General features: G+C 50.4%; 14 protein-coding genes. All 14 read left to right on the top strand.

Features of this window, described 5'->3' with window-relative positions:
- Positions 1-112 precede the first annotated feature (112 nt).
- The 14 genes from A3848_RS19985 to A3848_RS20050 all read left to right on the top strand — a co-directional run bounded on the left by A3848_RS19985 (position 113) and on the right by A3848_RS20050 (position 13,062).
- On the top strand, positions 113-1,597 hold the full coding sequence (locus tag A3848_RS19985; protein ID WP_074086623.1) for a glutamate synthase subunit beta: 1,485 nt from the start codon (positions 113-115) through the stop codon (positions 1,595-1,597).
- Positions 1,598-1,722: 125 nt separating this feature from the next.
- Complete coding sequence (gene yfcE, locus A3848_RS19990) at positions 1,723-2,265, top strand: phosphodiesterase (protein ID WP_074086624.1); 543 nt, start codon at positions 1,723-1,725, stop codon at positions 2,263-2,265.
- Positions 2,266-2,416: 151 nt separating this feature from the next.
- Complete coding sequence (locus A3848_RS19995) at positions 2,417-3,448, top strand: agmatine deiminase family protein (RefSeq protein ID WP_074086625.1); 1,032 nt, start codon at positions 2,417-2,419, stop codon at positions 3,446-3,448.
- A 23-nt stretch (positions 3,449-3,471) separates the two neighbouring features.
- The gene (gene aguB, locus A3848_RS20000) at positions 3,472-4,347 is read left to right on the top strand and encodes an N-carbamoylputrescine amidase (protein WP_074086870.1); all 876 of its coding nucleotides are present in this window, start codon (positions 3,472-3,474) and stop codon (positions 4,345-4,347) included.
- Positions 4,348-4,639: 292 nt separating this feature from the next.
- The gene (locus A3848_RS20005) at positions 4,640-5,455 is read left to right on the top strand and encodes a transporter substrate-binding domain-containing protein (protein WP_143192128.1); all 816 of its coding nucleotides are present in this window, start codon (positions 4,640-4,642) and stop codon (positions 5,453-5,455) included.
- Between the two features lie 81 nt (positions 5,456-5,536).
- Positions 5,537-6,184 (top strand): amino acid ABC transporter permease, encoded by a 648-nt coding sequence (locus A3848_RS20010; RefSeq protein WP_074086626.1) that lies wholly within the window; start codon positions 5,537-5,539, stop codon positions 6,182-6,184.
- 15 nt (positions 6,185-6,199) lie between these two features.
- Entirely contained in the window at positions 6,200-6,922 is a 723-nt protein-coding gene (locus A3848_RS20015) for an amino acid ABC transporter ATP-binding protein (protein WP_074086872.1), read from the top strand.
- Positions 6,923-7,077: 155 nt separating this feature from the next.
- A complete protein-coding gene (locus A3848_RS20020) occupies positions 7,078-7,524 on the top strand; it encodes a tellurite resistance TerB family protein (RefSeq protein WP_074086627.1) in 447 nt (148 codons plus the stop codon).
- Positions 7,525-7,646: 122 nt separating this feature from the next.
- Positions 7,647-8,243: a TerD family protein gene (locus tag A3848_RS20025; protein WP_074086628.1), complete on the top strand. Its 597-nt coding sequence runs from the start codon at positions 7,647-7,649 to the stop codon at positions 8,241-8,243.
- A gap of 29 nt (positions 8,244-8,272) precedes the next feature.
- On the top strand, positions 8,273-8,848 hold the full coding sequence (locus A3848_RS20030; protein WP_074086629.1) for a TerD family protein: 576 nt from the start codon (positions 8,273-8,275) through the stop codon (positions 8,846-8,848).
- Between the two features lie 48 nt (positions 8,849-8,896).
- Positions 8,897-9,478, top strand: a complete 582-nt coding sequence (locus tag A3848_RS20035; protein WP_074086630.1) for a TerD family protein — start codon at positions 8,897-8,899, stop codon at positions 9,476-9,478.
- Positions 9,479-9,551: 73 nt separating this feature from the next.
- Positions 9,552-10,847, top strand: coding sequence for a TerD family protein (locus A3848_RS20040; protein WP_074086631.1), 1,296 nt, complete (start codon positions 9,552-9,554; stop codon positions 10,845-10,847).
- Positions 10,848-10,872: 25 nt separating this feature from the next.
- Entirely contained in the window at positions 10,873-11,616 is a 744-nt protein-coding gene (locus A3848_RS20045) for a TerC family protein (RefSeq protein ID WP_074086632.1), read from the top strand.
- A 237-nt stretch (positions 11,617-11,853) separates the two neighbouring features.
- The gene (locus A3848_RS20050; RefSeq protein ID WP_178382046.1) at positions 11,854-13,062 is read left to right on the top strand and encodes an HpcH/HpaI aldolase/citrate lyase family protein; all 1,209 of its coding nucleotides are present in this window, start codon (positions 11,854-11,856) and stop codon (positions 13,060-13,062) included.
- Positions 13,063-13,082 lie beyond the last annotated feature (20 nt).

The raw sequence follows: 13,082 nt of genomic DNA on the forward strand, positions 1-13,082 counted from the left end.
CAAATAATCAGTCGGTGACAGAGAGTAACTGTCTTTTTGGAGCCGAATGGGGCAACAATGCCGCCTTTGGGTGATTCGGCGGCCAATCAGAGAGACTCGGAGGATGACAGGTATGGGTAAAGCAACAGGATTTCTTGAATATCAGCGGCAGACTCCTGCGGAGTGCGAGCCTTTGGAACGGATTAAGAACTGGAATGAATTTTCGCAGAAGATGGACGAGGAGAAGCTGAAGGAGCAGGGCGCGCGCTGCATGGATTGCGGTACACCGTTCTGCCATGTTGGACGGCTGCTCTCCGGGATGGCCTCCGGCTGTCCGCTGCATAATCTTATTCCGGAATGGAATGATATGGTATACCGCGGCAACTGGGAGGTTGCGCTTAAACGGCTTCACAAGACCAACAACTTTCCGGAGTTTACCGGACGTGTCTGTCCAGCACCTTGTGAAGGCGCTTGTACAGTGGGGATGAATGGCAATCCGGTCACGATCAAATCGATTGAGAAGGCCATCGTGGACAGAGGTTTTGCTGAGGGTTGGATCGTTCCCCAGCCGCCGCTCAGCCGTACCGGCAAAAAAGTCGCCGTAGTCGGCTCCGGTCCTGCAGGTCTTGCTTGTGCCGCACAGCTTAACAAAGCCGGACATAGTGTAACCGTGTATGAACGTGCGGACCGAATCGGCGGCCTGTTGACCTACGGAATTCCGAATATGAAGCTGGACAAACAAACGGTACAGCGCCGAGTAGATCTGCTGGCGGCAGAAGGCGTTACCTTCGTTACCCGGACCGAGATCGGCAGAGATATTGAAGCATCACAGCTGAAGGAAGAGCATGATGCATTGGTGCTGTGCGGCGGCTCTACGCAGGCACGTGATCTGGCGCTGGAAGGGCGCGAGCTTCGGGGCATTCATCAGGCGATGGAATTCCTGACACTGAACACGAAGAGTCTGCTCGACTCCGGCCTCGCAGACGGGGAATACATCTCTGCAGCCGGCAAAGATGTGGTCGTTATTGGCGGCGGGGATACAGGTACGGACTGTGTCGCTACTTCCATCCGGCACGGCTGCCGCAGTGTAGTCCAACTGGAGATTATGCCGCAGGCGCCGCTTACCCGCCAGGCGGGCAACCCTTGGCCTGAGTGGCCGAAGGTGATGAAGGTGGATTACGGCCAGCAGGAAGCAGCGGCCTTGTATCAGGAAGATCCGCGTCGTTATCTTGTGAATACGAAGCGTTTTGTCGGTGACGACGGCGGACATGTGCAGGAACTGCACACCGTGCGCATCGAATGGACCCGGAATGAACAGGGCCGGATGGTGCCGGTAGAGGTTCCAGGCAGTGAAGAAGTCATCCAGGCACAGCTTGTGCTGCTTGCCCTGGGATTCACCGGACCGGAAGAAACGGTGCTGGGCCAGCTAGGGGTTGAGCGTGATGAGCGCTCCAACGCCAAAGCCGAGTTCGGAACGCAGGCTACCAATGTGGAAGGCGTATTTGCTGCTGGAGATATACGGCGCGGCCAGAGCCTTGTGGTATGGGCTATTAATGAAGGACGGCAGGCAGCGCGCGAGGTGGACCGGTTCCTGATGGGTTCTTCCAATCTGCCATAATTCATAATATAAGAATGTAAAGTGCAGGGCGCCCCGCGGGCGCCCGCTTTGCGTTAGGGACTCAAAGAGAGTTAAAATAATTAGATACATAGGACAATAGAAAAACAGGAAAAGGAGAATGCATCATGAAACTGATGTTCATTTCGGATATTCACGGATCACTGCATTGGCTGGAGCAGGCACTGTTGAAGGCGGAAGAGGAGCAGCCGCATACGCTTGTTGTACTGGGCGACTTCCTGTACCACGGGCCACGAAATCCGCTGCCGGATGGCTATGATCCTCAAGGAGTCGCAGCCAGGCTGAATGCCTATGGCAAATCACTGGTGGCCGTACGCGGCAACTGCGACGCCGAGGTCGATCAGATGCTGCTGCAGTTCCCGATGATGGGCGACTATGTGCTGATCCTTCATGAAGGCCGGAAGATCTATGCAACCCACGGACATGGCTTCAGCATCGACAATCTGCCACAGCTGACACCAGGCGATGTTTTTATCCAGGGTCACACCCATCTGCCGGTAGCGGATGTCAAGGAGGGCATCACGGTGCTGAACCCCGGCTCCATTTCGCTGCCGAAAGAGAACCATCCCAACTCCTACGGAATTCTGGAGAATGGAACTTTCACCATTAAGGACTTTACGGGAAATATAGTGAAACAGATCAAGCTCTAAAATACAGCTAGACTCTGATCCCCCTGGATTTTCCCAGGGGGATTTGCTTGTCCGGCAATTGAGCGCATCCTCATATTATTGTATGATGGGTAAGGAGCTTTTCCGGGACAGCCGGGCGCTCCAAATATGAATAGCAGAGGTAATTATAAGAATGTATCCCAAAGAATTAAACTATACCATGCCACCCGAATGGGATGAGCATGAACGTACTTTTATTTCCTGGCCGGTCCAGGCTTCCATGGTGTTTCCCGACAATTATGAAGCCGTGAGCGGCGGCTATGCCGAGATTATCCGGGCTATTGCCGAGTTCGAGCCGGTAACCGTAGTAGTGAACCCGGAAGAGTTGGAGCAGGTGGACAAGCTGGCTCTGGGAGACAATGTTACGCTGCTGCCGATCCGGCATAATGATGCCTGGCTGCGTGACAACGGTCCAACCTTTGTTAAGGGTGAGGATGGAACACTTGCAGGCGTGAACTGGAAATTCAATGCCTGGGGCGGCAAATATTCACCTTGGGACCTGGATGATGAGGTGGCTCCTCAGATTCTGAAGCAGGTGCAGGTTACCCGTTACGATGCTCCGCTGGTCATGGAGGGTGGATCTATCCATAGCGATGGGGAAGGAACACTTCTTACCACAGAGGAATGTCTGCTGAACAAGAACCGCAATCCGGAGCTGGACCGGGAAGAGATTGAAGAATACGTGTGTAAATATACAGGTACAGAAGCCATCATCTGGCTGAAACGCGGCCTGAGCGGTGATGAAACCGATGGGCATGTCGATAATATTGCCTGCTTCGCCGCACCTGGCAAAGTAATCATTCAGGTCTGCGATGACCCGCAGGACGAGAATTATTCGATTACCCAGGAGAACTTGAGGATTCTGGAAAAAGCCGTGGACGCCAAAGGACGGAAACTGGAGATCATCACGATCCAGCAGCCGCCTCGTACGGATTATGAGGACAGCCGTCTGACGCTCAGCTATTTGAATTTTTATTTTGTGAATGGCGGGATTATCCTGCCGGTGTTCGGAGGAACTGCTGCAGAAACGGATAAGCTTGCCGAACAGAAGCTTGCCACACTGTTCCCGGACCGTAGAATCCGCACAGTGAATGGAATGGCCGTGATTGGCGAAGGCGGCAATGTACACTGCACCACCCAGCAGATGCCTGCCGGGAGATCCTAAATTTTTGCAAGGAGGACAGAATGGTGAGAAAAGTAAAAGTAGCCGCGACACAAATGAGCTGTTCCGGTGATATTGATGAGAATATCCGCAAGGCGGAAACCCTGGTTAGGGAAGCTGCTGCCCAAGGCGCGCAGATTATCCTGCTTCAGGAGCTGTTTGAAACTCCGTATTTCTGCCAGAAGGAGAAATCAGATTATTATGCTTATGCGACCGAGCTTGAGCACAACAAAGCAGTGAACCATTTCAAAGCGGTAGCGAAAGAACTGCAGGTGGTGCTGCCGATCAGCTTTTATGAAAAGAAAAACTATGCCCGTTACAACTCCCTGGCTGTGATTGATGCTGATGGCACGGTGCTGGGCAAATACCGCAAAAGCCACATCCCCGATGGCCCCGGCTATGAAGAGAAGTTCTACTTCAATCCCGGAGATACCGGCTTTAAAGTGTGGAATACCCGTTACGCCAAAATTGGTGTCGGCGTCTGCTGGGATCAATGGTACCCGGAAGCCGCACGGGTGATGAGTCTGATGGGAGCGGAGATTTTGTTCTACCCTACAGCCATCGGTTCGGAGCCGCAGGACGGGTCGATTGACTCCAAAGACCACTGGCAGACCTGTATGCTGGGCCATGCGGCAGCGAATCTGATTCCTGTCGTGGCCTCTAACCGGATCGGAGAGGAAACGGATGAGGAGTCCAGCATTAACTTCTATGGCTCCTCATTTATCGCCGGTCCTCAGGGCAACAAGATTGTCGAAGCCGGACGGGATGAACAGACTGTATTGGTCAGTGAATTTGACCTGGACGCCTTGGAGGTTGGCCGGATCGAATGGGGGATCTTCCGCGACCGGCGACCGGAGCTGTATCGGTTAATTGCTTCGTATGACGGGGATTTGACGTTTTAATCTGTACAACGTTAATGAAAGATAACAAAGACTGAAATACAGCATAGCAATGGCACCGCCGGGGATATTCACATCTCATGGCGGTGCCTTTTTTGATAATAGAGACGGTAGTAGGGATGGATCCTCCAGCGGATAAGTGAATGAACAGAGTCCAGTAAAGGGAGGAAATGCTACAATATAACGATTATATGTTATTAAACATGACATATAATAGAAAAGTTAATTGTCATCACTACTTTAATCTGATAAAATCTCCTTAAGTTATTACACGAATAAGTAGGGGGATTGAAGAATGGGGATTAAAAATAAATGGTTTATGTCAGCTTTAATGTCATTCGTAGTGCTTGCAATGGTGGGCTGCAGTTCCAACAATAAGGCAGACAGCGGCAGCGCCGGCGGGGAGACGATTAAGTTCGCCAGTGACGCGAGCTATGCACCGATGGAGTATATGGATACAGATACAATCAAAGGATTTGACATCGATTTCATCAAGGCGGTAATGGAGGAAGCCGGCATCGGCTATACCGTAACGAACACGGGGTGGGACACTATGCTGACCAGCGTGAAGCAAGGCACGGAATACCAAGCTGGTTTGTCTTCGGTTTCTATTACAGACGAGCGGAAAGAAACCTATGATTATTCCATTCCTTATTTTGAATCCACCAACATGATTATGGTTAAGGAAGGCAGTGACATCAAGAGTGCGCTTGACCTGAAGGGTAAAAGGGTTGCTGTGCAGGCGGCGACTACGGCGGATGAGCTGATGAGCGGAATTATGGGTGTCGACAACGCCAAACTTAAGCGTTTTGACAGCAACGCGGTAGCCCTGATGGAGCTGAATAAAGGTGGAGCCGATGCGGTGGTGGCAGATATCGCTATCGTCAACGAATATATCAAGAACAACCCGAAAGAGAAATTGACAGGGATCATCGATAAGGAAAACTTCGGCTCTGAATATTATGGCATCTTATATCCTAAGGGCAGTGAATGGAAAGCCAAGCTTGACCCGGCGATCAAGAAAATTATTGAGAACGGCAAATATGCCGAAATCTACAAAACCTGGTTCGGTAAAGATCCGGACACCCAGACTCTCTTGAACGCAGAGTAAGCGGACGACCAATTAAGTATGCGTAATGATTGCTATTGCGCATGCTTCTTTTTTTGAAATAGAAGAGAAGGGAAGAGTCCTATGGATTTCAGATTTGACATTATCGCTCATTATATACCGGTATTGCTGAGGGGCACCGCATTTACCATTGGCGTATCTATTGTCTCCATTATATTGGGTTCAGTTCTGGGGCTGGGCATTGGTTTTGGCAAAATGGCACCGAAAGCGTATTTCCGCTGGCCGTTTCATTGTTACATCAATTTTTTCCGCGGGACCCCGTTGTATGTGCAGATTTTGATTGTCCACTTTGGGGTGATCCCGGCGTTTTACGGCAGCACCAATGTGTTAATGACCTCTTTTGTGGCACTCTCCCTGAACTCTGCCGCTTATTCCGCCGAGATTTTCCGCGCCGGTATCCAGTCTATTGATCCGGGGCAGCGGGAAGCGGCGGTTTCGCTCGGAATGACCCAATTTCAGGCCATGCGCTTTATCATTCTGCCGCAGGCGGTCAAACGGATGGTTCCTGCATTCGGGAATGAATTTATTGTGCTGGTGAAAGACTCTTCCCTGCTCGCGCTGATTGCCGCACCGGAGATTATGTATTGGAGCAACACGATGAAAGGCCAGTATTTACGGATATGGGAGCCGTATTTGACTGCCGCATTGATCTATTTCATTCTTACCTATTCCCTCAGCAAGCTGCTCAATTATATCGAACGGAAGGTGTAACCGCATATGGAGCCTATGATCTCAGTTAGACATCTGCATAAATCATTCGGGACGCACAAGGTGCTCACTGACATCAGCGTCGATATTCATATCCGGGAGGTAGTAGTGGTGATCGGGCCTTCGGGCTCGGGCAAATCGACCTTTCTGCGCTGCCTGAACCTGCTGGAGCAGCCGCAAGAGGGCGACATTATTATTGAAGGCACTTCCTTGATGGCCAAAACCACTAGGATTAATGATATCCGCACAGAGCTTGGCATGGTTTTTCAGCAGTTCAATCTGTTCCCTCACAAAAAAGTAATCGAAAATATTATGCTCGCCCCGGTTCGGGTCCGCAAATGGCCTGTCGGGCAAGCCCGTCAGAAGGCGCTGGAGCTGCTGGACAAGGTCGGTTTAAGGGAAAAAGCAGACGTCTATCCGGCCTCGCTCTCCGGCGGTCAAGCCCAGCGGGTGGCTATTGCCCGGGCGCTGGCCATGGAGCCCAAGATCATGCTGTTTGATGAGCCCACCTCTGCACTTGATCCGGAAATGGTTGGTGAGGTGCTGGCGGTCATGAAGGATTTGGCGCGTGAAGGAATGACAATGGTCGTAGTTACACATGAGATGGGCTTTGCCCGTGAGGTGGGAGACCGCGTGCTGTTTATGGAACAGGGTGTGGTGGTTGAGGAGGGGGACCCGGAGCAATTGTTCGGCCATCCAGCGCATGAGCGTACACAAGCCTTCCTGTCCAAGGTGCTGTGAAATTCTGGCAAAGTAGAATCTTCTCGATGAATCGGTTATATTAGAAGTGTAAGCACTTGGATATGGAACATTAAGTAAATGTTTGTCGAAACGGCGGAGAGGAGGCTCTGGGATATCTTTTGTTTATCATCACTTAATGATAGAAGGAGAATACGATGAGCACATTTAAAAACTGGTTGAACAACACAAAAAACGGACTGACCGAACAGGTGAAAAAGTTTAAAAACAAAGATTTCATGAACGCAGTTGTGGCGGGCTGTGCCCTGGTAGCTGCTGCCGACGGCAAGATTGAGGAATCCGAAAAGAACAAAATGGCCGGATATATGAATCTCAGTAATGAACTGAAGGTATTTGACATGAGAGATGTCATTAACCAGTTCAACTTCTATGTCAGCAATTTCGAGTTTTCTCCAGAGATTGGCAAGCAGGAAGCGCTGAAGTCCATCGCCAAATTCAGCAACAAACCGGAAATTGGACGCGTAATTGTAGGCGTATGCTCTGCAATTGGGGCGGCTGACGGTGATTTTGACGAGCAGGAAAAAGCGGTTGTGCGGAACATTTGCAGCGTACTGGGACTGAGTCCAAGCGAATTCAGCCTGTAAGCATATTACCGAAGTTCACTATAAAAGGTTGAAACGTATTTGTTTTTGTGTCGTATCACTGGTATAACACCCACAAGTAAGACTTACAGCTGTGATTCTTTCCGAAACGGAGGTACGTAAATTTGGCTGGTATTAATCTGGTAAAAGGTCAGAAGATTGATTTAACAAAAGGAAATGCCGGACTTTCCGGTGTTATCGTAGGGCTTGGCTGGGACCCGGCTGAGCCGGCACGCGGATTCTTCGGTGTCAAGAAGCAGGCGAACGTGGACTGCGATGCCTCGGCGCTGCTCCTGAACGAGAATGGCAAGCTGACCAACAAGCTGAATCTGGTCTGCTTTCACAACAAGCAGAATCCGAACAGCTCCGTTGTTCACTCCGGGGATAACCTGACAGGTGAGGGTGACGGAGACGACGAGCAGATCAATGTGAACCTGAAGGCAATTCCTGCCGATGTGCACAAGGTCCTGGTCGTAGTCAACATTTATGATGCCGTGAACCGCAAGCAGGATTTCGGGATGATTAAATCGGCGTATATCCGGGTTATTAATGCCACAGGCAATGCCGAACTGATCAAGTTCAACTTGACGGACAATTACACAGGTTTTACTGCACTGATCTGCGGAGAGCTCTACCGGCATGGCGAGGAATGGAAATTCGCAGCCATCGGCGAAGGAGCACACGCAGCACATATCAACCAATTGGCTGAGCGTTACATCTAATTCCAATATAAGAAAAGAGGTTTCTATTCATGGCGATTAATTTATCCAAAGGTCAAAAGATCGATTTGACCAAAACGAACCCGGGTTTGTCCAAAATTACAGTCGGTCTCGGCTGGGACACCAATAAATACGACGGCGGTAAAGATTTCGACTTGGACGTTTCCGTCTTTTTGACGAATGCCAGCGGCAAAGTGGATAAAGAGACCAATTTTATCTTCTTCAATAACAAACAGAACGAGAATGCTTCCGTTGTACACACTGGTGACAACCGTACAGGTGAAGGCGACGGAGACGATGAGCAAATTCAGGTGGATCTGCTCAATATTCCGGCAGATGTAGATAAAGTGGCATTTACCATTACCATCTACGAAGCTGAGAGCAGAAGTCAGAACTTTGGTCAGGTTTCCCGCTCGTACGTGCGCATCGTAAATGATGCCAACAGCGAAGAATTGATCCGTTTTGACCTGGGAGAAGATTTCTCTGTTGAAACAGGCGTAGTTGTAGGCGAATTGTACCGCAACGGTGCAGAGTGGAAATTTAATGCTATCGGAAGCGGTTATAAGGACGGTCTTGCCGGTCTGACCCGCGATTACGGTCTGCAATAAATTACTGCTCCCGTAAATGAAATTATTCACGAAAGAAGGTTATTGCCAGTGACGATCAGTCTTTCCAAAGGACAGCGGATTGATCTTACCAAGACCAATCCGGGTCTGACGAAGGTAGTTGTGGGACTGGGCTGGGATACGAACAAATATAGCGGCGGCAAGGATTTTGACCTTGATGCCTCAGCCTTTCTCCTCCATGAGGACGGTAAAGCCAAAGGCGAGGATGATTTTGTTTTCTACAACAATCCATCCGGCGGTACCGGCTCTGTAACCCATACGGGAGATAACCGTACAGGGGAGGGCGATGGGGATGACGAACAGATCCTGGTTGATTTCAGCAAAGTTCCCGCCAATATTGAGCGTATCGGGATTACGGTAACTATTTATGATTATGAAGCAAGGGTCCAGAACTTTGGACAAGTCTCCAACGCATTTGTGCGCGTCGTGGATGCCTCCAGTGACCGTGAGATTCTGCGTTTCGATCTGGGCGAGGATTTCTCAACAGAAACCGCCGTTGTGTTCTGTGAATTCTACCGCCACGGGGCGGATTGGAAGTTCCAGGCGGTGGGAAGCGGTTTTGCCGGCGGCCTTAGTGCCTTGTGCAGGAACTACGGACTGGACGCGCAATAGAAGCTTCAAAGGCGGGATCATTAGCGATCCTGCCCTTTTTATACTCTTCTCCATTCATAAAGGTGGCGTAAGAATGAGCATTCAAGTGGTGAAAGGGCAGAAAGCAGATCTGACCAAAGGCAACCCTGGGCTCGATCAAATGGTAGTAGAGATCACCTGGCAAGCCCCTTCTTCAATGGAAATTGACGCCTCAGCGTTCCTCCTGGACTCTCAAGGCAAGGTGCGCGGGGACGACGACCTTATCTTTTATAATAATCCGGCTACATCGTATATCCGCTATAAGGACGTGCCGGGACAAGCCTCAGGAGGCCGCAAGCATTTCGAGGTGGAACTCGCCAAGATTCCTCCAGGCATCATGAAAATCGCATTTACGCTTACACTCTATGACGGCGAAAACCGCAAGCAGATGTTCGGGCAAATGAGTGAAGCGCATTGCCGGATTCTGAACCGGACGACGGGCTCGGAGATCCTGCGATGTAATCTTGGAAATCATTTCTCCATAGAAACGGCTGTTGTGGTAGGAGAATTATATAGATACAGCGATGAATGGAAATTCAGCGCCATTGTGGCGGGTTTTGACGGGGGGCTGCAGGCGCTTTGCAGCAACTATGGTATTGAAGTATCAGAAGAACCGCCGCCGGCCCCTCCAAAACCGGACACGCAAGGGATACCCGTGCCGCCAGCGCCGGAGATTCCGGTTGTCCGGCCGCCGGCTGTATCCCAACCGCCTTCACAGCGGCAGGAGGCACCTCCTTCTCCGCCGCTGAATCTTAATCTGAAGAAGATTGAGCTGAAGAAAAAGGGAGATTCCATCAACTTGAAGAAATCGGCCTCCGGTCTGGGAGAGGTTCTGGTTAACCTTAACTGGAATCAGAAGCAGGGCGGGGGGCTGTTCAGCCGAAAGGGCGGCGTAGATCTGGATCTTGCCTGTCTCTATGAACTGAAGAATGGCCGCAAGGGCGTTGTTCAGGCGCTTGGTAATGCTTTTGGACATCTCCAGCAGCCTCCCTTTGTCATGCTGGATGGGGATGACCGGACAGGCTCCGTAACCTCGGGAGAAAACCTGCGTATAAACGGAAGTAAGGTTGCAGAGATCGAACGGATCTTGATTTTTGCTTTTATCTACAAGGGAGTTACCCATTGGTCTGAAGCAGATGGTGTGGTTACCATCAAACAGGGTGAAGGGCCGGATATTATCGTCAACTTGGACGAGCATAACAACCGTAAGGGAATGTGTGCCATAGCCATGATTCGGAATGTGGGGAATGAAACATTCAGTATTGAAAGACTCGTGCAATATTTCAGCGGGCACCGTGAGATGGACCAGGCATATGGATGGGGGCTGCAATGGGTAGCGGGCAGCAAATAAACTATTTTACCGGAGGCATAAGGGGATGAACTGGTTCAGTGATTTTTTTAGGAGTATTAGTGATAATTATGGGCATTTCTTCTCGTGGAGCGATATTACAGGCACGCTCTCTGACCCTGTAAGCTGGGGGATCATCGGGAGTTTGGTGCTGCTGGAAGGCCTGCTCTCCGCTGATAATGCGCTCGTGCTTGCAGTTATGGTCAAGCATTTACCGAAAGAGCAGCAGAAGAAGGCGTTGTTCTACGGGATTCTGGGAGCTTATTTATTCAGATTCCTGGCTATTGGCCTCGGAACCTATCTGATTGGATTCTGGGAGGTTAAGGTTGCAGGCGCGCTGTACCTCTTCTATATTGCCTACAAAGGATTATTTAAAGGCGGTGGCGAGGAGGGCGAGACGAAGAACAGAGGTACCTCTTTCTGGAAGACTGTACTCCTGGTTGAATTAATGGATATTGCGTTCAGCATCGATAGTGTCATTGCTGCATTTGGTCTTAGCAATAAAGTCTGGGTGCTCTTCCTGGGCGGTATCCTCGGCGTGTTGATGATGCGCGGAGTGGCGCAGCTGTTCCTGAAGCTGATTGCCAGATTCCCTGAACTGGAGCAAACGGCGTTTCTGCTCATTGCTATTATTGCCGGCAAGATGCTGGCGGGAGCTATTGGCTATGAAATGCCACATGTGGTGTTCTTCACCATCCTGATCGCAGTGTTCGTGGGAACGATCTTGTACAGCTCCGGCAAGAAGAAAAGAGAAGCCAACCGCAAGGCTTAATCCTGTGGAAGTAAAAGAAGTTTGTCAGTGTTTTATAGGAGATGGGAGTGCGCAGGGAAGGTGCACCTCCCTCATCTGCCGGGTAATCTTATAGGTTATAGCATGGCCCTTTGCTTGTATTTGAGAAAGCCGGATGCCGTCCCCGAGAGGACGGCACAGCCGGTTCTACTGCTCTTTATAAGGAGAGGTTATTTGTTGTTTAAGCGCTTCTTCGTGAACCAATAAGGGGGAAAGGCCTTGAGATACTTCGATTACCTGACCAAAGAGCAAGAAATGTCCTTATTCTATTCTCCGCCTGTTAAGTTTGACTCATCTACCCCCAAGGAGCTCCTGGCCTACGCCGTTGGAGCTGCCCTGTATATGCCAGCCACCCGTTCCAGTGTCGCTGAAGATATTTTGAAGCTCAAGGCTTCAGGTTTGGTAACGGTGATTATGGATCTGGAGGATGCGATTGGCGACGGTGAGGTTGATTTTGCCGAGGAGTCTGTCGTAAGACACCTTGCCTTCCTGTCCGCGTATGCCGACAATGAGCCTGATTTACGGAACAGTCTTCCACTGCTGTTCATCCGTGTACGCAATCCGGAGCAGCTGCAGCAGCTGATTTTCCGGCTGGGCACCTTGATTACTATGGTGACCGGTTTTGTTTTCCCGAAATTCACTTTAGAGAACGGTGTGGAATATTTCGAAGCGATCGCTGATTATAACAGCTCCCGCAGCTATTCGGCGCCTGTGCTGTACGGTATGCCGATCCTGGAGAGCGCACCGGTTATTTACCGGGAAAGCCGGCTGGATACCCTGCTGGGAATCCGCGCTTTATTGGGAGAATACCGTGACTATGTGCTGAATGTCCGCATTGGGGCGACGGATTTCTCCAGCCTGTTCGGGTTGCGGCGCAGTCCCGATATCAGTATTTATGATCTGACACCAATCCGCGACTGCATCTCGGATATTATCAATGTGTTCGGCCGGGTGGAAGAAGGTTACGTCATCTCGGGACCGGTGTGGGAATATTTCGGGAGCAAGGGACACCGGGTGCTGCGTCCTCAGCTCAGGCAGACTCCTTTTGAAGAAACCTACGGCAAACAGGGCCGCGAAATCCGTGAGTCCTATATTACCAGGTCAGAGGATGGGCTGTTCCGTGAAGTGCTTTTGGATAAGGAAAACGGAATTGTCGGCAAAACGATCATTCACCCCTCCCATCTTAGACCTGTACAGGCCATGTACACCGTCATGCATGAGGAGTATGTGGATGCCCTGAGTATTGTGGAGAGCAATGATGGGAGCCGTGGTGTGTTCAAAAGCGAATACTACAACAAGATGAATGAAATTAAGCCGCATTTGAACTGGGCAAAACGTATCTTACTACGATCTCAAATATACGGGGTGTTACATGAACAACAGCATTTTGTCGGATTATTGCCCGAGAACGAATACACACACGTTTAATATCGTCGAAAACCTGGAGG

It is taken from the genome of Paenibacillus sp. P32E, assembly GCF_001909085.1.
Lineage (GTDB): Bacteria > Bacillota > Bacilli > Paenibacillales > Paenibacillaceae > Paenibacillus_AQ > Paenibacillus_AQ helianthi.

Excerpts from the sequence above, each read along its gene's own strand:
- A3848_RS19995 (WP_074086625.1), top strand. The coding sequence starts at position 2,417 with ATGTATCCCAAAGAATTAAACTATACCATGCCACCCGAATGGGATGAG.
- A3848_RS20015 (WP_074086872.1), top strand. The coding sequence starts at position 6,200 with ATGATCTCAGTTAGACATCTGCATAAATCATTCGGGACGCACAAGGTG.
- A3848_RS20010 (WP_074086626.1), top strand. The coding sequence starts at position 5,537 with ATGGATTTCAGATTTGACATTATCGCTCATTATATACCGGTATTGCTG.
- A3848_RS19985 (WP_074086623.1), top strand. The coding sequence starts at position 113 with ATGGGTAAAGCAACAGGATTTCTTGAATATCAGCGGCAGACTCCTGCG.
- A3848_RS20005 (WP_143192128.1), top strand. The coding sequence starts at position 4,640 with ATGGGGATTAAAAATAAATGGTTTATGTCAGCTTTAATGTCATTCGTA.
- A3848_RS20045 (WP_074086632.1), top strand. The coding sequence starts at position 10,873 with ATGAACTGGTTCAGTGATTTTTTTAGGAGTATTAGTGATAATTATGGG.
- A3848_RS20040 (WP_074086631.1), top strand. The coding sequence starts at position 9,552 with ATGAGCATTCAAGTGGTGAAAGGGCAGAAAGCAGATCTGACCAAAGGC.
- A3848_RS20030 (WP_074086629.1), top strand. The coding sequence starts at position 8,273 with ATGGCGATTAATTTATCCAAAGGTCAAAAGATCGATTTGACCAAAACG.
- yfcE (WP_074086624.1), top strand. The coding sequence starts at position 1,723 with ATGAAACTGATGTTCATTTCGGATATTCACGGATCACTGCATTGGCTG.
- A3848_RS20020 (WP_074086627.1), top strand. The coding sequence starts at position 7,078 with ATGAGCACATTTAAAAACTGGTTGAACAACACAAAAAACGGACTGACC.